The organism is Stutzerimonas stutzeri, assembly GCF_024448715.1.
GTDB classification, from domain to species: domain Bacteria; phylum Pseudomonadota; class Gammaproteobacteria; order Pseudomonadales; family Pseudomonadaceae; genus Stutzerimonas; species Stutzerimonas stutzeri_AR.
In genome coordinates this window covers 381,748-402,056 of record NZ_JAMOHZ010000003.1, presented here as the reverse complement: position 1 = coordinate 402,056, position 20,309 = coordinate 381,748, and the positions used below count along the sequence as shown (strand labels likewise).

The following is a 20,309-nucleotide window of genomic DNA, read 5'->3' as shown; positions in this document are numbered from 1 at the left end:
CTGGCACTAGTATGCGCGCGGAATCACATGCTCAACCGTTCACTCATCCTTGTCGCGTCTATTACGAAGACACCGATGCTGGCGGCATCGTTTATTACGTCAATTACCTCAAATTCATGGAACGGGCTCGCACCGAACGGTTACGCAGCCTGGGCTTCGCCCAGTCGCAGCTGGTTGGTGAAGATCTGCTTTTCGTCGTGCATTCCAGCGAAGCGCGTTATCACGCGCCGGCACGGCTTGATGATGAGCTGCTGGTGACTGCCGAAGTGGTGGAAATCAAGCGCGCAAGCCTTCGTTTCAAACAGCAGGTGCGGCGAGTAAAGGATGATCTGCTGCTCTGCGAAGGGCAGTTCGTGGTGGCCTGTGTGCGCACCGAGAGTTTGAAACCCCGCCCCATTCCCGAAGCGCTGCGTGCAGCCTTCGCCGGGTCGGGTCTACCCCCAGCAGGAGAGTAAGCGTGGAAGCCAACGTCGATCATATGTCCATGTGGAGCCTGATCAGCAACGCCAGCTTTGTGGTTCAGTTGGTCATGTTGATCTTGGTGGGCGCCTCGGTGACATCATGGATTCTAATTTTCCAGCGCGGCAACATGCTACGTGCTGCCAAGCGTTCGCTCGATACCTTCGAAGAGCGTTTCTGGTCGGGTATCGACCTGTCCAAGCTCTACCGCCAGGCCGGCAACAATCCTGATCCGGATTCGGGCGTCGAGCAGATTTTTCGTGCCGGCTTCAAGGAGTTCTCTCGTTTGCGTCAGCAACAGGGTGTCGATCCGGATGCGGTCATGGATGGTGTCAACCGCGCCATGCGCGTAGCGATTTCTCGCGAGGAAGAGAAGCTCGAGCAGAGCCTGCCATTTCTCGCCACTGTTGGTTCCACCAGTCCCTACATCGGTCTGTTCGGTACGGTCTGGGGCATCATGAACTCGTTTCGCGGTTTGGCGCAGGTTCAGCAGGCGACCCTGGCGACTGTGGCTCCGGGCATTGCTGAAGCGCTGATTGCCACGGCAATCGGTCTTTTCGCCGCGATTCCAGCTGTCATTGCCTATAACCGTTTCTCTGCGCGTGGCGAAATGCTCGTCGGTCGTTACTACACCTTCGCCGATGAGTTCCAGGCGATCCTTCATCGCAAAGTTCACACCACCGAAGATTGAGGCCCGCTGGCCATGGCAAGAATTCGCAAAAGACGCAAACCTGTCGCCGAGATGAACGTGGTGCCGTACATCGACGTGATGCTGGTGCTGCTGGTGATCTTCATGGTGACCGCCCCGATGCTCAACCAGGGCGTGAAGGTTGATCTGCCGAAAGTCAGCAGCGAAGTTTTACCTCAGGATAACGACGCTCAGGTACTGACTATTTCGATCAAGGCAGACAAAACCTACTACTGGAACATCGGCAGCGAGGTGGATACCGAGACGGTGCAGGATCAGGCGTTGACGCTGGACGAAATGACCAAGGCGGTCACCGCGATCATGAATCAGAACCGCAGTCAGGGTAAGCAAGTACAAGTATTCGTGCGCGGCGACAAGGCGGTGGATTACGGTTCGGTGATGTCCGCCATGGGCGGTCTGCAGGAAGCGGGTGTCGGTAACGTCGGTCTGATTACCGAGGCGCCTTGATGCAAAAGTTGGATCGTTCGCGCTCGGAGAGTTACTACTGGCCAACCATTCTGGCGGTTGGGCTCCATATCATCATTTTTGGGATGCTCTTCGTCAGCTTTGCCATGACGCCGGAGCTACCGCCGTCCAAGCCGTTCGTCCAGGCGACGCTGTATCAGCTCAAGTCGCAAAGCCAAGCAAAAACCCAGACCAACCAGAAAATCGCTGGCGAGGCGCAGAAAACTGCAGCCAAGCAGTACGAAGTCGAGCAGATGGAGCAGCGCAAGGTCGAGCAGCAGAAGCAAGCCGCAGCCAAAGTCGCGGAACAAAAGAAGGCTGATGAGGTTCGAAAGGCCGAAGCAGCGAAGGCCGAAGCAGCCAGGAAAGCGGACGAGGTGAAGAGGGCGGCCGAGCAGAAAAAACAGGCGGACATCGCCAAAAAGAAAGCAGCTGACGAGGCCGCCAAGAAGAAAGCTGCAGAGGAGGCGAAGAAGAAAGCTGCCGAAGCTGCGAAGAAAAAAGCGGCGGAAGAGGCCAAGAAAAAGGCTGCGGCGGAAGCTGCTAAGAAAAAGGCTGCCGAAGAAGCGAAGAAAAAAGCGGCAGCGGAATCGGCACGCAAGGCTGCAGAAGATAGAAAAGCGCAGGCGCTTGCCGAGTTGCTATCCGAAGATACCGAACGGCAGCAGGCCATGGCCGATACTCAAGGCGATCAGACTTCCGGCAACTTCGATGATTTGATCCGCATGCGGGCGGCAGAGGGTTGGACCCGGCCGCCGTCGGCCAGGAACAACATGTCGGTCTCGCTGCGGGTCAATATGCTGCCGGACGGGACCATCACCGCTGTGAGTGTTTCACGATCGAGCGGTGATGCGCCGTTCGATAATTCCGCGGTAGCTGCAGTGAAGAATATCGGTCGGCTGACCGAAATGCAGGGTCTTTCTGCTCAGGAGTTCCAGCCGTACCGCTCGTTCACGATGACATTTACGCCTGAGGATCTTGCGTTGTGATCAATTACTTTCGAGGTTTTATCGTCCTTCTGTTCTTCGTGCTGGGCAACGCCGTAGCTCAGGAGAAGAATATCGTCGTCACCAGTGGTGCCGATCGTGCGATTCCCATCGCCGTGGTGCCGTTCGGCTGGCAGGGCGGTAGCGTTTTGCCGGAAGACATGGCCGATATTATCGGCAACGACATGCGTAATTCTGGCCTATTCCAACCAATCCCCAAGCAAAACATGATTAGCATGCCAACCCGCGGCAGCGAGATCATTTTTCGTGACTGGAAGGCGCTGGGCGCTCAGTACGTTATGGTGGGCAATATCGAGCCATCCGGTGGCAAGCTGCAGATTCGTTACGAGGTCTTCAACGTGACCACCGAGCAGTCGGTAATGAGCGGCACTGTCGGTGGTGGCCAGGACCAACTGCGCGACATGGCACACTACGCAGCTGATCAGGCTTTCGAAAAGCTCACAGGGATTAAGGGTGCGTTCTCCACGCGTCTACTTTATGTCACCGTCGAGCGTCTCGGTGGTGCTAACACGCGCTACACCCTTCAGCGGTCCGACTATGATGGGGCGCGTGCAGTGACGTTGCTGCAGTCGCGTGAACCGATTCTGTCACCGCGTTATTCGCCCGATGGCCGCCGTATCGCCTACGTCTCGTTCGAGCAGAAACGTCCACGTATTTTCATGCAGCATATCGATACCGGTCGCCGCGAGCAGATCACCAATTTCGAAGGGCTCAACGGTGCTCCGGCGTTTTCGCCCGACGGCAATCGCCTGGCGTTCGTGCTGTCGAAGGATGGCAATCCGGAGATCTATGTAATGGATTTAGGGTCCCGCCAACTGCAGCGGCTGACCAATCATTATGCGATCGATACGGAGCCTTTCTGGGGTGCTGACGGTCAAACGATTTACTTCACCTCGGATCGCGCTGGCAAACCTCAGATCTACAAGCAGCGCCTCGGTGGCAATAACGCCGAACGTGTTACGTTCGTTGGTAACTACAACGCCAATCCGAAGCTTTCTGCAGACGAGAAGACGCTGGTGATGATCCATCGCCAAGAGGGTTATACCAATTTCAAGGTGGCGGCACAGGACCTGCAGCGTGGCACTTTGCGGCTACTCTCCGAAACGAGTTTAGATGAGTCGCCCACTGTTGCGCCTAATGGCACCATGCTAATCTACGCGACCCGCCAGCAGGGCCGGGGAGTCTTGATGCTCGTATCAATCAATGGTCGAGTTAGGCTCCCGCTTCCTACTGCTCAAGGCGAAGTCCGTGAGCCATCGTGGTCCCCTTACCTGAACTGATGCGGTATCAACGCTTTACCTAACCAAAAACACACTGGGGTTGTTACACATGGAAATGCTGAAATTCGGTAAGTTCGCTGCGCTGACTCTCGCTATGGCCGTAGCTGTGGGTTGTTCGTCCAAGGGTGGCGACGATTCTGGCGAAGGCTCGACTGCTATTGATCCGAACGCTGGCTATGGTGCGGACAGTGGTGCCGTCGACGGCAGCATGGGCAGCGAAGAAGCCGCTCTGCGCGCCATCACCACTTTCTACTTCGAATACGACAGCTCCGATCTGAAGCCGGAAGCCATGCGCGCTCTGGACGTCCATGCCAAGGACCTGCAGTCCGCTGGTAACCGTGTCGTACTGGAAGGCCACACTGACGAGCGTGGTACTCGCGAGTACAACATGGCTCTGGGCGAGCGTCGCTCCAAGGCCGTGCAGCGCTACCTGGTTCTGCAGGGCGTCTCTCCTGCTCAGCTGGAGCTGGTTTCCTACGGTGAAGAGCGTCCAGTTGCCATGGGCAATGACGAGCAATCCTGGGCTCAGAACCGTCGCGTTGAACTGCGTAAGTAATTAGCCATGCTCAAGCATCGTTATGTTCTGACGCTTATTGCGCTTGGTCTGCCGCTTTTTGCGGTGGCTCAGGTCCCAGTGGTTGATTATGACTCGCAAACCCAAAGTGGTGCGCCCGAGTCGGGTTATTCCTCTGGAGCAGATACTGGCGGTGCCTATGCCGGGGGCGGGGCAGCAGCTCCGTCTTCGGCGCAGGGTATGCTCTTCGTTCAGTTGCAGCAGATGCAGGAAGAAATCGCGCAATTGCGCGGTATGCTCGAAGTGCAACAGAACGAGATCGAGCGCCTGAAGCAGGAAGGGCTAGAGCGTTATCAGAATTTGGACAGTCGCTTGTCGAACGTCGTATCGGGCGGATCGGCTAGGCAGGATTCTTCAGCTGCGGGTGGCAATGCCACTGGCGGCTCAGCGCAGGCGCCTTCAGGTGCTTCAGCACAAGATGCAGCGATTAATCAATCAGCTGATCCTGAAAAGGAAAAGCTGTATTACGACGCTGCCTTTGATCTGATCAAGGCGAAGGATTTCGATAAGGCCAGCCAGGCTTTCGCCGCATTTCTGCGTAAATACCCCAGCAGTCCTTACGCTGGCAACGCGCAGTACTGGCTAGGTGAAGTGAACCTCGCCAAGGGTGATTTGCAGGGCGCAGGCCAGGCGTTCGCCAAGGTCAGTCAAGCGTATCCGCAGCACAACAAGGTACCGGATTCGCTGTACAAGCTTGCAGATGTCGAGGTACGCCTGGGAAATCGTGACAAGGCCAACGGGATTCTCCGTCAAGTCATTGCCGACTATCCAAACAGTTCGGCAGCGCAGTTGGCTCAACGCCAACTGAGTCGATAAGCCGATACTCGGCCTTAGTGAACAAAACCCGCCCATCGGCGGGTTTTTTCGTTAGAATCGCTGCCCCTTTTCCCGCAACGGAGGCGGATGGCCTGTTTAGCCGTCACGCCCGTGGCTGATATGCATCATACCCTGCGAATTTCCGAGATTTTTTACTCGCTGCAGGGGGAGACGCGTACCAGTGGTCTGCCCACTGTATTCGTCCGCCTGACCGGCTGTCCCCTGCGCTGTCAATACTGCGATACCGCCTACGCATTCAGTGGTGGCGAGATCATCTCGATCGAGGCCATTCTCGAGCGAGTTGCTTCCTATAAGCCTCGCTACGTCTGTGTTACCGGTGGCGAGCCGCTTGCTCAACCGAATTGTGTGCCGTTGCTGCAGCGCCTCTGCGACGCCGGCTACGAGGTGTCGTTGGAAACCAGTGGTGCACTGGATATTTCCACGACGGATGAGCGGGTGAGTCGGGTGGTTGATTTGAAAACCCCGGGCTCGGCAGAGGTAAGTCGCAATCTCTACGAGAATATCGGCTACTTGACGCGCAACGACCAGGTGAAATTCGTCATTTGCTCGCGTGACGACTACGACTGGGCGGTATCCAAACTTATCGAATACCGGCTGGATGACCGCGCTGGCGAGGTGCTATTTTCGCCTAGCCATGGACAGATCGATGCGCGCGCGTTGGCCGACTGGATCGTCAACGACAATCTCCCGGTGCGACTGCAGCTTCAGCTGCACAAGATCCTCTGGAACGACGCGCCCGGCCACTGATACCAGTCCGGAGCTCGCAGGATGTTCCGGTGTATTCGATAGGTAATGCAATGACTGATAAGAAAGCCGTGATCCTTCTCTCTGGCGGGCTCGACTCTGCGACCGTGGTCGCGATGGCAAAGGCGCAAGGATACGCCTGCTACACCATGAGCTTCGATTATGGCCAGCGCCACCGCGCGGAGCTCCAGGCGGCAGAGCGAGTCGCGCGCCAGTTGGGTGTGGTCGAACATAAAGTGATTGGCATGAATCTCAATGGCATAGGAGGTTCTGCGCTGACCGATAGCAATATTGCGGTGCCTGAAGAAATGGGTGAGGGGATACCGGTAACCTACGTACCGGCTCGCAACACGGTATTTCTTTCTTTGGCGCTGGGTTGGGCTGAGGTGCTCGGTGCGCGAGATATCTTCATTGGGGTGAACGCTGTCGATTACTCCGGTTATCCCGATTGTCGTCCGGAGTTCATCGATGCGTTCGAACGCATGGCTAATCTTGCGACCAAGGCTGGAGTACAAGGGCAAGGCTTTGCCATCCGCGCGCCGTTGCAGAATCTCAGCAAGGCGGAAATCGTTCAGACCGGTGTTCGGCTAGGCGTCGATTACGCCATGACGGTTTCTTGCTACCAGGCTGATGAGGATGGTCGTGCCTGTGGTAAATGCGACAGTTGCCGTCTGCGCGCAGCCGGCTTTGAAGAGGCCGGTATCGTAGATTCGACTCGCTATCGCTAAAGCGGATGTAAAAATGGTTGATTTAATCAATCAAATCAGTATCATGCGCTCCGCATTGGGTCGTTAGCTCAGTTGGTAGAGCAGTTGGCTTTTAACCAATTGGTCGTAGGTTCGAATCCCACACGACCCACCATATTCTCCTAGTGAGAACAAAACCGGAGGCCGAAAGGTCATCCGGTTTTTTTTTATGTCTTGGAACTCTGCCGAAAAGCAAAACGATTTAATCGCTCAGCTATAAACACCCGTTTCTCTACGACCTTTGTCTGGGACTGGCGCGAGATAGAACGTAATAGACTTTGACCTCCCGATTTTCCGTTGGTTTGAGGCTCAAATGTATTCTGATCGCATCCGCTTGTCCTCCCTGCAGAGCAAGGTCATGAGCGCCCATGAGGCCGCTACTCTTATTCACGACGGCATGACTGTCGGCATGAGCGGCTTTACCCGTGCGGGCGAGGCTAAAGCAGTGCCCCTTGCATTGATCGACCGCGCAAAGGACGAGAAGCTGAAGATCAGCCTGATCACCGGCGCCAGCCTGGGTAATGATCTGGACGGAAAGATGGCTGCAGCTGGCCTGCTGGCCCGTCGTGGGCCGTTCCAGGCGGATGCCGTCCTGCGCAAGGCGATCAACCAGGGCGAGGTCATGTTCATTGATCAGCATCTTTCTCACACCGTCGAGCAGATGCGTAACCATCAGATCAAGCGTCCTGATGTCACCATCATCGAGGCCGTGAGCATCACCGAACAGGGCCATATCGTCCCGACTACCTCGGTAGGCAACTCAGCCAACTTGGCCGTATTCGCCGACAAGATAATCATCGAGCTGAACCTGGCGCACAACCCCAACCTGGAAGGTCTGCATGACATCTACTTCCCAGGCGAGCGCCCGGCCCGTGGACCGATCCCGCTGACCAAGGTAGACGATCGTATCGGCACTCCGGCCATTCCGGTTGATCCTGCGAAGATCGCTGCCATCGTCATTACCGAACAGCCGGACTCTTACTCCACTGTTACTCCGGCCGATGACGAAACCCAAGCAATCGCCAACCACCTGGTCGAATTTTTCAAGAAGGAAGTCGCCGCTGGTCGTATGCCGAAGAACCTCGGTCCGATGCAGGTTGGTATCGGCAACATCGCCAACGCCGTAGTGTGCGGTCTGATTGATTCCCCGTTCGAAGATCTGGTGATGTACTCCGAAGTGCTGCAGGACTGCACGTTCGAGCTGATCGACGCTGGCAAGATGAAGTTTGCGTCGGGCTGCTCCATTACTCTCTCCGAGCGCTGCAACGATCGCGTGTTCGGCAACCTGGAGAAGTACAAGGACAAGCTGGTGCTGCGTCCTCAGGAAATCTCCAACCATCCGGAGCTGGTGCGTCGTCTAGGTATTGTGGGTATCAATACCGCATTGGAGTTCGATATCTACGGCAACGTCAACTCGACGCACGTCGGTGGCACCAAGATGATGAACGGCATCGGTGGCTCCGGTGACTTCGCACGTAACGCGCATATAGCTATCTTTGTGACCAAGTCGATCGCTAAGGGCGGCAATATCTCCAGCGTCGTACCAATGGTCGCGCACGTGGACCACACCGAGCACGACGTGGAAATTCTGGTTACCGAGCAGGGACTGGCGGATCTGCGTGGTCTGGCGCCGCGCGAGCGGGCACGCGTGATCATCGACAATTGTGTGCATCCGTCCTACCGTGATGCGCTGAACCAGTACTTCGAAGGCGCCTGTGATAGAGGTGGTCAGACTCCACATATGCTGCGTGAGGCCATGAACTGGCACATCAATCTGGAAGAACGCGGTCATATGCTCAAAGACGCATGATCGAAATAACCGCCGGCGATTGCCGGCGGTTTCTTTTGCAATGACGATTTTTGACTGAGCGCAATCGAGCCTGTGTTTAACGCCGCATAGCCGAGCGCAGCAGCTTTTCACATCGTCTGAATGCTGATGGTTTTGTTTCGGGCCACGCAAGGGCGTAGCCTGCCTATACCTCGCTTCCCCTTTTGCAGATGCTTCGGCTAGTATTCCTGCCCCCTTGAACGGGCAGGGCGATGTCGGTCTGCATGCCGCGCTGCATCCTTCTCTTGCCTCGTCCGATATGGCCGGTTGACCGAGTTATACTCGGCCATCTCATGCAATAACGTGTTTTGTAGGACCCGCGAACCATGACGCAGATACCCGAACGCATTCTTGTGCAGGCTCATTTGGCGGCCAAGCAACCCAAGCCGCTCTCGTCCGAGCAGGAAGCGCAGTTGCGCAGCGATATTGCTGTCGAGCTGAAGAGGCAGAATGCGGTGCTCGTGGCGCATTACTACACCGATCCGGTAATCCAGGCGCTGGCCGAGGAAACTGGAGGTTGTGTCTCCGATTCGCTGGAGATGGCTCGGTTCGGCAATGAGCATTCGGCGAAGACGGTGGTTGTCGCCGGCGTCAAGTTCATGGGTGAGACGGCGAAAATTCTCAATCCTGAAAAGCGGGTGCTGATGCCCACTCTGGACGCAACCTGTTCGCTGGATCTCGGCTGTCCCGTGGCGGAATTCTCGGCGTTCTGTGATCAGCATCCAGAACGCACCGTGGTTGTCTATGCCAACACATCGGCGGCGGTTAAGGCGCGGGCCGACTGGGTGGTTACATCGAGTTGCGCGCTAGAAATCGTTGAAAGCCTGATGGACAACGGCGAGAAAATTATCTGGGCGCCGGACAAGCACCTCGGCAGCTACGTGCAGCGCGAAACCGGTGCCGACATGCTGCTATGGGATGGCGCATGTATCGTCCATGAGGAATTCAAGGCTAAGCAGCTAGAAGACATGAAGGCATTGTATCCAGATGCCGCCGTTCTGGTTCACCCGGAATCGCCGGAAGCGGTGATCGCGCTGGCGGATGCGGTTGGCTCCACCAGTCAATTGATCAAGGCGGCGCAGACGATGGCGAATCCTACCTTTATCGTCGCCACCGACCGCGGCATCTTCTACAAGATGCAGCAGCTGTGTCCCGACAAGGCGTTTGTCGAGGCGCCCACTGCTGGTAGCGGTGCCGCCTGCCGCAGTTGTGCCCATTGCCCGTGGATGGCAATGAACACTCTGGAACGGACGCTGCATTGTCTGCGTACTGGCAGTAACGAGATTTTCGTTGATCCTGCACTAGTCCCGCGAGCGATCAAGCCTCTCAAGCGGATGCTGGACTTCACCCAGGCGGCGCGTATCAAACAGGCCGGTAACGCCTGATTCCTCGTGACACAGCGCGAGCTTTGCGCCTGTATTGCCTGCTTCGTTCATGCCTGATCGAAAGCGGCGCCTTGTTCGGCGCTGCTAAGTCTTAGCGCAACATCTCCTCGACCATTCGCTTCTCCTCGATCAATTCTTTCTGTCGGGCGTCGATACGTGCGGCTGTCTGGAAGTTGTTCGAGCGGCGTTTGGCAAAATCCAGCTGCTCAATCGCTTTGTCGTAATCGCCGACCAGCGCGAAGAATTCCGCGCGGCCTTGATGCAGGCCGATGATATTTCCGGTGAGGCCACGGATCTCTGAGACCTGGTACCAAATGTCCGGATCCGTGGGGCGGGTTGCGACCAGCTTGTCCAGTTCTCGCTCGGCCTCCTGCAGCTTGTTCTCCTTGATCAGCAGGTCAATGTGCGTCTGGCGCACTGGGTAACTGCTGGGGTACAGCTCGAGCAGGTGTTGGGTTCGTTCGCGTGCTGCGGTAAGGCGATTCGCGGTGATGTCCAGCTCGATCTGGGCAAGGTTGTAAGTGATGTCGTCCGGCTCCTTCTTCAGCAACGGTTGCAGGCTGGCGGCAGCCTCGTCGAGCTGACCGCTCTTGATCTGCGCCAACGCCAGCCCATAACGGGCAGCGTCGAGAGTCTCATCTTCGCTGAGCATGGCCCGGAAGCGCTTGGCGCTGAGCCCTGGTGTGCTTTCGAATTTCAGGTCCACTCGTGCGCGCATCAGTTGGTAACGCAGGCTGTCCTCAACTCCGCCCTCTGGATATTGCTCGGCGCGGTTCTTGGTGTCGGCGATGCGCGATTCGGTGACCGGGTGGGTGAGGAGGAACTCCGGCGGCTTCTGATCGTAGCGATACTGCCGCATCAGGCGACCGAACATCTCCGGCATCGCCCGCGGGTCGTAGCCGGCCCGTTCGAGATTTATGATGCCGATGCGGTCGGCTTCCTGTTCGTTCTGCCGGGAGAAGCGCCGCTGTGCCTGAATAGCGGCGGCCTGGGTCGAAAGAATCGCGGCGATACCCGCATCGCCCGCGCCGGCCGCTGCCGCGACTACCCCGGCGAGCATCGCCGCCATCAATGGCAGTTGCATGCGCTGCTGCGCTTCCAAGCCACGGGCAAAGTGACGTTGGGAGAGGTGCGCCAATTCGTGTGCCAGCACCGAGGCGTATTCGCTTTCGGTCTGCGCATGGAGAAACAACCCACCATTGACGCCGATGATGCCGCCCGGTGCGGCAAATGCGTTCAGCTGTGGGCTGTCGAGCAGTACGAATTCCAGGCGCCGATCCTGCAACTGGCTGGTCTCGGCCAAGCGATATACGCTGCGCTCCAAATAATCCTTGAGTAAAGGATCCGACAGCTGCGGGACCTGGCCGCGCAGCAGACTGAGCCAGGCTCGGCCCAATTGATGTTCCTGTTCCGGCGAGACGATGCCAGAGCTGGAATCGCCGAGGGAGGGCAGATCATTGGCCATAGCCGGTTGCCCGATTAGGCACGCTAGCGTCAGCAGAGTAGGGCGCAGCAATTTCATCCAGACTGGCTCATCAAAGCAGGAACGCTACTGTAGCCTTGTGTCTGGGTAGCTGGCCAGGGCTGGGTGCAGCTCGGTATTCTGCGCCTCTTTTTGAGGAGATGATCATGACTGAACAGGGTGCGCCCGGCGCTGCCTGCGACGCCGAACTGGACGCGATTGGGCTGGACTGTCCGATGCCGCTGCTCAAGGCGAAACTGGAGCTTAATCGACTAAACAGCGGTCAGGTGCTGAAGATTACTGCGACGGACCCGGGCTCACAGCGGGATTTGCGCAGTTTCGCCAAGCTGGCCGGCCATGCGTTGTTGCATGAGGAAGTGGATGATGGGCTCTATCGTTACTGGCTGCGCAAGGCCTGAGAGCCAAAAAATACGTGCTTAACAACGAGTTGCCGCGGATCTGGTGGAATGGCAGTCTCTTTTGCTTCTACCCAAGGATCGCCAGCAATCGGTGACTGGTCGAGCGGGTACCGATATGATCTAGAACGAGAAAGGCCGGCTTTTTCGCCGGCCTTCTGCTTATTGCTGATGCAGCGCCTGAGCGGCCTGCAAAACGGCTTCGACATGCCCGGGAACCTTCACGCCTCGCCATTCCTGACGCAGGACGCCGTCGCTGTCGACAAGAAAGGTGCTGCGGTCTACGCCCATGTATTCCTTACCGTAGAGCTTTTTCAGCTTGATCACGTCGAAAAGTTGGCAGAGCTGTTCATCCTTGTCGCAGATGAGCTCGAACGGAAACGCTTGCTTGGCCTTGAAGTTTTCATGAGTTTTCAGGCTGTCCCGCGAAATGCCGAATACCAGCGTGTTGGCCGCGTTGAACGCTTCGTGCAGATCGCGAAACGTCTGGCCTTCGGTGGTGCAGCCCGGCGTGTTGTCCTTTGGGTAAAAGTAAAACACCACCTGCTTGCCCTTCAGCGTTTCGGGGCTGATCTGTTGCTCGCCGGTCGCCTGAGCTTGGAAGGATGGAACGGGTTGGTCGATTTCCACGGGCATCGGTTTCGTCCTTATCAAGGGTTCTGCGGGCGCCAGGGTTCGATCAGCGCGTCCAGATTCAGCGCGTCGGCAAAATCCAGGAACTGATCACGTAACCAGCTGATCTGCGTACCCGCCGGTAGCGTTACGGTCAGGGTTGCGTTGAGCATGGTGCCGCCAGTTTGTGGCGCCTGATAGGTATCGCAGGTGAGGCTCTCGAGCTCGACGCGGTGGTCAATAAAGAACTGACACAGCTCGTTGAGAATATCCGGACGGTAGACCGAGCTGACATACGCAACGTAGGGCAGCGCCTGCGGGCGGGTTTCCAGGGCTTCGCTGCGCACCACATTGGTGGTGAACTCATGTTTTTTTGCCAGACCCGGTAGCGCCGTCTCCATGCGAGCGAGGGCGTCCCAGGTTCCGGTTATTTCCAGAACCAATGCGCAGCACTCGCCATGTCGGGTCAGGCGCGTGCTGACCACGGCGCAGCGGTTCTCGTTGCTGGCTCTGCAGAGCACGTTGGTGAGCTCCATTGGGCTACGGCCCATGGCGCTGATGACGAGAAACTGTTCACGGGGTACTGGAGGGGTGGACATGCAGCATTCCTGGCGTAGGTGAATCGGACGGCCAGCCAAGCCGAAAACGGCTAAGAGTAGCGAAAAGCGTCAGTGGAGGGAATGCGTGCACGGGCGATGTGCGAAAAGCACATCGATATCGCAGTGGCCGGTCTGGTTACAGGGATGCATCCAGCGTACTCGCAAAGCGCAAAGGAGCCTTGTACCATTACGCCTCTCTTTTTCCGGCAGGAGTGATTGCATGATTGCGGGCAGTATGGTGGCGTTGGTCACTCCCATGGACGCGCAGGGCGGCCTTGATTGGGATAGCCTGAGCAAGCTGGTGGATTTCCATTTGCAGGAAGGCACCAATGCAATCGTTGCGGTCGGCACCACTGGTGAGTCGGCAACGCTCGAGGTGCCTGAACATATCGAGGTGATCCGCCGGGTGGTGGATCAGGTCAACGGTCGCATTCCGGTTATTGCCGGCACCGGCGCCAACTCCACTCGTGAAGCCGTCGAGCTGACCGAGAATGCCAAAGCGGCAGGTGCCGATGCCTGCCTGCTGGTCACGCCGTACTACAACAAGCCGACCCAGGAAGGCATGTATCTGCATTTCCGTCATATTGCCGAAGCCGTGGCGATTCCGCAGATTCTCTATAACGTTCCCGGTCGTACCGCCTGCGACATGCTGCCAGAGACTGTCGAGCGGCTCTCCAAGGTGCCCAACATCATTGGTATCAAGGAAGCGACCGGCGACCTCAAGCGCGGCCAGGAAGTGCTCGATCGCGTCAGTAAGGAATTTCTCGTCTATTCAGGCGACGACGCTACCGCCGTCGAACTGATGCTGATGGGTGGCAAAGGCAATATTTCCGTCACCGCAAACGTCGCGCCCCGCGCCATGAGCGAGCTATGCGCCGCCGCCATTGCCGGCGATGCGGAAAAGGCACGTGCGATCAATGCATTACTAATGCCGCTGCACCAGACATTATTCATGGAGGCTAACCCGATCCCGGTGAAGTGGGCGCTGCATGAAATGGGTTTGATGCCTGACGGTATTCGTCTGCCCCTGACCTGGCTCAGCCAGCGTTGCCAGGAACCCCTGCGCCAGGCTATGCGCCAGTCCGGTGTGCTGGCCTGAAGATATCCGGTGTACTGGTTTATTAATGAAGGAACACGCATGAAGCGACTGGCCGGACTCTCGACCCTAGCCCTGATCATCTCTGGAACCAGCGGTTGTGGCTGGTTGTGGGGCGAAGACGGATATTTCCGCGACCGTGGTAGCGATTATCTGCAAGCGCGGCAAGTTGCTCCGATGCAAGTCCCTGCCGGCACCGAGTTGCGTCCAATCGAGCCACTGCTACCGATTCCCCAGCAGGTGTCTGATACCCGTGTTACGGGTGACTACGAAGTGCCGCGCCCGCAGCGGCTGCTGATTGCCGAGGAAACCAGCGAATTCAGCCTGCAGACGTCAGAAGACGCGCGCTGGCTGATTGCGATGCGCGCGCCCTCGCTGGTTTGGGCTGCGGCCCGGCAATTCTTTACCAACAACGGTTTCCAGATCGCCGAAGAGCGCCCTCAAACCGGTGAATTTATTACCGCCTGGCAGACGAGTGATCAACTGGCTCCGGCGCTAGTGCGCAATCTCGGTCTAGGCGACGGCGAGACCCGCATCCGTGTCCGCGTTGAGCCGGGCGTGCAGCGCGATACCAGCGAAATCTATTTGCTTAGTGTCCAGCGTCCGGCAGGCAGCAGCGCCGACGTCGCCTGGCCTGAAACCACTGCCAACGCTGAACTTGATCGCGTGCTGCTCGACGAGTTGCAGGCTGGCTTGACCAACAGCGCTGCGCAAGGCGGCTCGGCCTCCCTGCTGGCCGAGCGCGAGTTCGACGCACCTAGCCGCGTAACTCTCAGCGAAGCCGGCAGTGGTACTCCAGTGTTGCAACTCGATACCGACTTCAACCGCGCCTGGTCGAGTGTCGGACGTGCACTGGCCGCGAGTGACATCCTCGTCGAAGACCTGGATCGAAGCCTAGGCGTTTATTACATCAACCTGGCTGAAGGCGCGGAGAATCCAGACGACGAGCCTGGTTTCTTCTCCCGGTTGTTCGGCGGGGCGCCAGACCGTGAGGAGATCGAGGCCCGCGCCGAGCGTTATCAGCTCCGTGTGACGGATGTGAACGACGACATCCAAGTCACTCTCGATAAGGATCTCGATACCATCGCCCCAGCGGACGTGGCGCGGCGCGTGCTGAATATGCTCAAGGACAACCTGGGCTGATTCTTCGATGCAGCCAGCTCCAGCCAATCCAGGCGAAACCATTCGGTTTCGCCTGTTTCGTTTGATGACAGACCCACTGTTACGGCTCGCTGATTTCGGCAGCGTATCGATGGTTCGGTAACCGCGAGAATCGCCATGACTACTCCAAACGCCCTCAGTTTGAAGAAAATCTACTCGGGCAAGGTCCGTGACCTGTACGAAATCGACGACAAGCGCATGCTTATGGTCGCCACTGACCGGCTCTCGGCATTCGACGTGATCCTCGCCGAGCCGATACCGGAGAAGGGCAAGATTCTCACTGCGATTTCCAACTTCTGGTTCGACAAGCTTGCGTACCTGGTACCCAACCACTTCACCGGCGACAAAGTCGAAGACGTGGTCGCGGCGGGCGAGCTGCCCTTAGTGGACGGCCGTGCGGTGGTCGCCAAGCGCTTGAAGCCGGTTGCAGTTGAAGCCATCGTACGCGGCTACATCGTCGGCTCAGGCTGGAAGGAATATCAAAGGAACGGAACCGTTTGCGGCATCCAGTTGCCTGCCGGGTTGAAGGAAGCGGCCAAACTGCCGCAACCGATCTTTACGCCATCCACCAAGGCCGCCGTCGGCGATCATGACGAGAACATCTCCTTCGAACAATGCGAAGCCGTTATCGGCGAGCAATTGGCAGCGAAGGTACGTGATACTTCCATCGCGCTGTACGCCGCAGCTGTCGAATATGCGGCCACTCGCGGCATTATCATTGCCGATACCAAATTCGAATTCGGCCTCGATGAAGACGGCACCTTGACCCTCATGGATGAAGTGCTGACACCCGACTCCAGCCGCTTCTGGCCGGCCGACAGCTATCAGGAAGGTATCAGCCCGCCGAGTTTCGACAAGCAATTCGTTCGCGACTGGCTGGAATCCACCGGTTGGAACAAGGAACCACCAGCACCGCCGGTGCCTGCCGAGGTCGCCCAGAAGACGGCCGACAAGTATCGCGAAGCCCTGACGCGCCTGACTGCCTGATCGCTCGTGTCTCGGCTAGAACCGGCTTAAGCGACCGCCGAAGGCAACTGGCCTAGGCCAACGCAACACGCTGAATAACGAGAAAAAAGCACGCTCGCGGGGGTTCGACAATTGCTTACGAACTGCTATGATGCGCGCCGCTGGAGAGATGCCGGAGTGGCCGAACGGGACGGATTCGAAATCCGTTGAACAGGCAACTGTTCCTAGGGTTCAAATCCCTATCTCTCCGCCATATTGCGAAACCTGAAAGCCCCGCCCCGCCTAGCGCGCAGCGGGGCTTCTTCTTTTGTGGAGTCTGGCTTGGGGCGAAAAGAGCGATTTCTAGGCCGCTCGACGCCGCTTTATTCCGCTCTGATCCTGTCTCGTTACGTCATTCTCTATGCCATTCCGCTCTTCATCCTGTTCGGTTGTCGCTGACTTGCTAGGTCATGCGTGCGTCTGGATCAGCCCTGCCGGGTTCTAATAGCCGTTTGTTCTCGATCCGAAAGATGGCTGTTACTCGATGTCGTGCGATCGAAGTTGGCACGGCGTGGACAGTGTGCTGTCTCAGCAACTGATAACCCATCGAGGCTTCCGATGATCGAATGGCTAACAAGCAATCACCAACTGATCTCGCTGATTATTTCCAGCAGCACCCTTCTTGTGTGGGTGTTCTATGCACAGCTGCTGCTATTGAACTTCAGGCGGCAACGCAAGCCGAGTCTCATCATCAACCGTGGCGCCGGCAAGGGGCTGGGCTCGCTGTGTCTGATTTCCAACATGAGCGCCGAGCCTATGTTCATCAATCAATTGGTGGTTTCCATTGAAACCTCCCAAGGGCCATTGGAGGTCGATGTCACCGACATTCGTCAGAGCATGGAGGGCGATGTATCCCCCGACTTGATCATTCACCAAACCACACACCAAGGCCCGCTGCGTAGCGGTGAGTTCACTCACATCGGCACCTTTCAGAACATGTTGCGACGCGTAGCGGAGCTGCATGGCATCAAGCTGGAAGGCCACCGGCCGGTTGGTGATTGGCAATTTCATTCGCTGGAAATTCGCGCGGTTGCGTTCTACGGCCCCGAGCGACACCCGCTGGGCGTCTTGCGTCGGTTTCGCCTGCGCGATCTCGGCGAGGCAGAGTGCACGCTGGTTCCAGAGAGTCCCTTCACTCATCAGCTGACGTCGCGCCGTGATCGCAGAAGAGTACGCCGCTGGCTGTCGGAGTCGCTTGATGATTGACGGCCTGGCAAGACGCAACGACCGGAGCGGAACTTAAGTACTGCTGGCCGGTCACCTTAACCTGGCAACGTGCTGCCGAGCGGAGCCCAGATGCGGTTAGGAAAGGCTTGCGACGCGCAGCGAGTAGCGGCTGCGCGAATTGTTGATCAGGCAGCTTGTCCGCGGACAAGGTTGCGATATGGAAGGGTAGTTTCGTGGAAATCAACCGCGTAAGCGCAAGGGATGTCGATAAGGCACATTATGAGTTGATTGTTATCGGGTCTGGTTTTGGTTCCAGCTTCTTTCTTACCGAAGCGTTGAAGCACCTTACCGGGCGCGCTCTGATCATCGAGTGGGGCGATTTTCATCCCTGGGATTGGCAGATCCAGACCCAGAGCAATTCGGCGATCGCACCTGAATCCACTTACGATAATCGCGGCGAGAAGCCCTGGAACACCACCATCGCGCTCGGCGGCGGCATGAATTGTTGGTTCTCACAGACCCCTCGGTTGCACCCCAGCGACTTTGCTACTCGTACTCGTTACGGGGTCGGCAACGACTGGCCGCTGAGCTACGACGATCTCGAGCCCTACTATTGTCAAGCCGAGCAGATCATGTCGATTGCTGGTGACCCGGACATGGCCAAGGTGTTGCCGCGCAGCCAGCCATTTCCGCAGCCTCCCCACAAGGGGTCCTCGATCGACATGCTGATGAAGGAGGCGATGCCTGATCACCACTTCATCATGCCGACCGGGCGTGCCCGCGTGGCCACGGGAACCCGAGGGGTTTGCTGCGCCAATGCCACCTGCAACCGGTGCCCGGTCAACGCCAAATTCACCGCGCAGAACGGCCTGGCCGAGCTGTATAGCCATCCCAAGGTGGACGTGTGCCTGAAGACCGAGGTGCGCACGCTCGAATACGAGGGCAAAAACATCAAGGGAGCGACGCTTCTTTCCGACGGTACCGAGTTCAAGGTGTTCGGTGATCTGTTCGTGCTGGGCGCCAACGCTATTCAGAGCCCGGCGATCCTGTTGCGCTCGGACATCGCCTTCGGCGAAACCGGAATGGGCCTGCATGAGCAGGTCGGCGCTAACGTCGAGGTTTACCTCGACGGCCTCGGCAATTTCGATGGCAGCACCATCACCACCGGGCTGAACTATTCGCTCTACGACGGTGATTTCCGCAAGGATCACTCGGCCTGCCTGGTCTATTTCGAGAACCGCTGGCCCTACGGCCTGCGTCCGGAGCGCGGCCGTTGGAGCCAGACGCTGCCACTGATGCTGGTCAGCGAGGATTTGCCGAACATCGAGAACCGCGTCCTCATCGATTCACAGAGCGGGCAGGCGATCATCGACTATCGAGGCGAGTCCGATTACGGCATGAAGGGGGTGCAGTACGGCCTGGATAGCCTGGAAAAGCTGCTCGCGCCGCTGCCGGTCGAGTCGATCAATTTCAGGGAGTGGCGACTGACCGAGTCGCACGTTCAGGGCACGCTGCGTATGGGGCAGGCTGATGACGGCTCGGTGGTTGACGGCCAAATGCTGCATCATCAAATGAGGAATCTGGTCGTGGTGGGGACGGCAACCTACCCGAGCTGCTCGCCGGCGAATCCCAGCCTGACCGCCGCGGCCTTGTCCATTCGCGCTGCCGATCTACTGTATAGCTAAGGAATGCCATGAAGCGTCGTACGTTGTTGCTGTCATCCGCCGCCACGCTTGGTCTTGCTGCCGTCGGTTCGGCAGCCTGGGTGTATGAGGACCGTCAGGCGTTCATCCCTGAGCTGTTGCACCAGCTCGTTGGTGACTTCCAGATGGCCGCAGAAGATCAGCGAAAGTTTGTCGATGCGTTGGCCGGACACTATGGTTCGGAGAAGCTCACGGCGTTGATGGGGTTGTACAAGATTCGTCAGGAGACTGGTGTCGGTAGCGCCTATACCGATCTTCGCGTGGATAACTTCGAGCGCAGGTTGCTGACGGATTTCATGGTTTCAACCGACTACCTGCGACGCCAGCACGAAGCGAATCCCACCGTGACATTTCTCGGCTACAGACTGCCCTGCAGCAATCCTTACGCGAAATTCGACGGGCTGAGCTGACGCACACTGTGCGACGGCGCTCGACAATTGCGAAGAGGCAGCATTGTTCATGCCTCGGCGTGCAGTTGGGTTGGCTCGTTCCTTTAGCGATCGGCGAGCGCCTGCTCGCCAATCAACATCCCGCACGAGACCCGAAAAAGCTGATCCCCACGTCTGATCGTGAGGGGTGCTCTCTCCGCGATCACCGCGCCGTTGCCGAGCATGCGATCAATATGGGTACGTAGCTGGTGATATTGCCTGGTGTAGTCCCGGTTCATCTTGCCCCCGTAGCTATCTGGCGTTGTTCGTTAATCCACGATCTAGGACCAACGACAGACCGATTCGTCTCGCACGAATACGGTTTTTCCTGCAGCCACTTGTCTGGGCGCTCTTCAGCACCGCTGCCGCGCCGTTGGTCTCAGGATGGATAGGTTGTAGTATCACTTAGCCATCGCGACCGCGAGGCTTTCCACTCTGGTGAGACAAGGCGCAATGAACGAACAGGCCGTACCGGTGTTGATCGCGTTTTTGACTGTGGCTGGTGTTGCAGCGTTTTTGCTGCGCCGAGCATTCACGGTATTGGGCCGTCAGCAGTTTAAGAACGACGCTGGGTCGTTACAGGTATCGCTCGATAGCGAAAGGTTGGATGACAGTCGCGTGGAAAATCGTTCTGCGCCATAGAGCAA

At 57.6% G+C, this 20,309-nt stretch carries 23 protein-coding genes and 2 tRNA genes; 21 read left to right on the top strand and 4 right to left on the bottom strand.

Going from position 1 to position 20,309, the window contains the following annotated elements:
* The first annotated feature begins 11 nt into the window (after positions 1-11).
* The 12 genes from ybgC (at position 12) to nadA (ending at position 10,013) form a co-directional block, all read left to right on the top strand.
* Positions 12-455, top strand: a complete 444-nt coding sequence (gene ybgC / locus NAV33_RS08690) for a tol-pal system-associated acyl-CoA thioesterase (RefSeq protein ID WP_255978954.1) — start codon at positions 12-14, stop codon at positions 453-455.
* Positions 456-457: 2 nt separating this feature from the next.
* The gene (gene tolQ / locus NAV33_RS08685; protein WP_255978952.1) at positions 458-1,150 is read left to right on the top strand and encodes a protein TolQ; all 693 of its coding nucleotides are present in this window, start codon (positions 458-460) and stop codon (positions 1,148-1,150) included.
* Between the two features lie 12 nt (positions 1,151-1,162).
* Positions 1,163-1,615 (top strand): protein TolR, encoded by a 453-nt coding sequence (tolR, locus tag NAV33_RS08680; RefSeq protein WP_255978950.1) that lies wholly within the window; start codon positions 1,163-1,165, stop codon positions 1,613-1,615.
* The gene (gene tolA, locus NAV33_RS08675; RefSeq protein ID WP_255978948.1) at positions 1,615-2,601 is read left to right on the top strand and encodes a cell envelope integrity protein TolA; all 987 of its coding nucleotides are present in this window, start codon (positions 1,615-1,617) and stop codon (positions 2,599-2,601) included. The genes tolR and tolA overlap by 1 nt, the downstream gene beginning before the upstream one ends.
* Positions 2,598-3,899 (top strand): Tol-Pal system beta propeller repeat protein TolB, encoded by a 1,302-nt coding sequence (gene tolB, locus NAV33_RS08670; RefSeq protein ID WP_336605363.1) that lies wholly within the window; start codon positions 2,598-2,600, stop codon positions 3,897-3,899. Before tolA ends, tolB begins: the two co-directional genes overlap by 4 nt.
* A 49-nt stretch (positions 3,900-3,948) precedes the next feature.
* On the top strand, positions 3,949-4,455 hold the full coding sequence (gene pal / locus NAV33_RS08665) for a peptidoglycan-associated lipoprotein Pal (protein ID WP_255978946.1): 507 nt from the start codon (positions 3,949-3,951) through the stop codon (positions 4,453-4,455).
* A 6-nt stretch (positions 4,456-4,461) separates the two neighbouring features.
* Complete coding sequence (gene ybgF / locus NAV33_RS08660; protein WP_255978944.1) at positions 4,462-5,289, top strand: tol-pal system protein YbgF; 828 nt, start codon at positions 4,462-4,464, stop codon at positions 5,287-5,289.
* Between the two features lie 120 nt (positions 5,290-5,409).
* Complete coding sequence (gene queE / locus NAV33_RS08655; protein WP_255978942.1) at positions 5,410-6,057, top strand: 7-carboxy-7-deazaguanine synthase QueE; 648 nt, start codon at positions 5,410-5,412, stop codon at positions 6,055-6,057.
* 50 nt (positions 6,058-6,107) lie between these two features.
* Positions 6,108-6,782, top strand: coding sequence for a 7-cyano-7-deazaguanine synthase QueC (gene queC, locus NAV33_RS08650; protein ID WP_255978940.1), 675 nt, complete (start codon positions 6,108-6,110; stop codon positions 6,780-6,782).
* A 57-nt stretch (positions 6,783-6,839) separates the two neighbouring features.
* Positions 6,840-6,915, top strand: a tRNA-Lys gene (locus tag NAV33_RS08645).
* A 198-nt stretch (positions 6,916-7,113) separates the two neighbouring features.
* The gene (locus tag NAV33_RS08640; protein ID WP_255978938.1) at positions 7,114-8,610 is read left to right on the top strand and encodes an acetyl-CoA hydrolase/transferase family protein; all 1,497 of its coding nucleotides are present in this window, start codon (positions 7,114-7,116) and stop codon (positions 8,608-8,610) included.
* 344 nt (positions 8,611-8,954) lie between these two features.
* The gene (gene nadA, locus NAV33_RS08635; RefSeq protein ID WP_255978936.1) at positions 8,955-10,013 is read left to right on the top strand and encodes a quinolinate synthase NadA; all 1,059 of its coding nucleotides are present in this window, start codon (positions 8,955-8,957) and stop codon (positions 10,011-10,013) included.
* Positions 10,014-10,104: 91 nt separating this feature from the next.
* On the opposite strand, the gene NAV33_RS08630 is transcribed toward nadA, so the two are convergent.
* The gene (locus tag NAV33_RS08630; protein ID WP_255978934.1) at positions 10,105-11,535 is read right to left on the bottom strand and encodes a M48 family metalloprotease; all 1,431 of its coding nucleotides are present in this window, start codon (positions 11,533-11,535) and stop codon (positions 10,105-10,107) included.
* Positions 11,536-11,642: 107 nt separating this feature from the next.
* Here NAV33_RS08630 and NAV33_RS08625 point away from each other — a divergent pair, with 107 nt between their 5' ends.
* Positions 11,643-11,894 (top strand): sulfurtransferase TusA family protein, encoded by a 252-nt coding sequence (locus NAV33_RS08625; protein ID WP_255978932.1) that lies wholly within the window; start codon positions 11,643-11,645, stop codon positions 11,892-11,894.
* A 159-nt stretch (positions 11,895-12,053) separates the two neighbouring features.
* On the opposite strand, the gene NAV33_RS08620 is transcribed toward NAV33_RS08625, so the two are convergent.
* Entirely contained in the window at positions 12,054-12,527 is a 474-nt protein-coding gene (locus NAV33_RS08620; protein ID WP_255978930.1) for a peroxiredoxin, read from the bottom strand.
* A 14-nt stretch (positions 12,528-12,541) separates the two neighbouring features.
* Positions 12,542-13,102 carry a glycine cleavage system protein R gene (locus NAV33_RS08615; protein WP_255978928.1) on the bottom strand — a complete coding sequence of 187 codons (561 nt, stop codon included), beginning with the start codon at positions 13,100-13,102 and terminating at the stop codon, positions 12,542-12,544.
* A gap of 220 nt (positions 13,103-13,322) precedes the next feature.
* Here NAV33_RS08615 and dapA point away from each other — a divergent pair, with 220 nt between their 5' ends.
* The 7 genes from dapA (at position 13,323) to NAV33_RS08580 (ending at position 19,644) form a co-directional block, all read left to right on the top strand.
* Positions 13,323-14,201, top strand: coding sequence for a 4-hydroxy-tetrahydrodipicolinate synthase (gene dapA / locus NAV33_RS08610; protein ID WP_255978926.1), 879 nt, complete (start codon positions 13,323-13,325; stop codon positions 14,199-14,201).
* Positions 14,202-14,240: 39 nt separating this feature from the next.
* Entirely contained in the window at positions 14,241-15,341 is a 1,101-nt protein-coding gene (gene bamC / locus NAV33_RS08605; protein WP_255978924.1) for an outer membrane protein assembly factor BamC, read from the top strand.
* Positions 15,342-15,476: 135 nt separating this feature from the next.
* Complete coding sequence (locus tag NAV33_RS08600) at positions 15,477-16,346, top strand: phosphoribosylaminoimidazolesuccinocarboxamide synthase (protein ID WP_255978922.1); 870 nt, start codon at positions 15,477-15,479, stop codon at positions 16,344-16,346.
* A 142-nt stretch (positions 16,347-16,488) separates the two neighbouring features.
* Positions 16,489-16,578: transfer RNA gene (locus NAV33_RS08595), tRNA-Ser, on the top strand.
* Between the two features lie 344 nt (positions 16,579-16,922).
* Positions 16,923-17,570, top strand: coding sequence for a hypothetical protein (locus NAV33_RS08590; RefSeq protein WP_255978920.1), 648 nt, complete (start codon positions 16,923-16,925; stop codon positions 17,568-17,570).
* Between the two features lie 194 nt (positions 17,571-17,764).
* Positions 17,765-19,216 (top strand): GMC oxidoreductase, encoded by a 1,452-nt coding sequence (locus tag NAV33_RS08585; RefSeq protein WP_255978918.1) that lies wholly within the window; start codon positions 17,765-17,767, stop codon positions 19,214-19,216.
* A gap of 8 nt (positions 19,217-19,224) precedes the next feature.
* A complete protein-coding gene (locus NAV33_RS08580; protein ID WP_255978916.1) occupies positions 19,225-19,644 on the top strand; it encodes a hypothetical protein in 420 nt (139 codons plus the stop codon).
* Positions 19,645-19,727: 83 nt separating this feature from the next.
* Here NAV33_RS08580 and NAV33_RS08575 read toward each other — a convergent pair whose 3' ends face one another.
* The gene (locus tag NAV33_RS08575) at positions 19,728-19,901 is read right to left on the bottom strand and encodes a hypothetical protein (protein WP_255978915.1); all 174 of its coding nucleotides are present in this window, start codon (positions 19,899-19,901) and stop codon (positions 19,728-19,730) included.
* A 214-nt stretch (positions 19,902-20,115) separates the two neighbouring features.
* Between NAV33_RS08575 and NAV33_RS08570 the strand changes: the two genes are divergently transcribed.
* On the top strand, positions 20,116-20,304 hold the full coding sequence (locus NAV33_RS08570; protein WP_255978913.1) for a hypothetical protein: 189 nt from the start codon (positions 20,116-20,118) through the stop codon (positions 20,302-20,304).
* Positions 20,305-20,309: the final 5 nt, after the last annotated feature.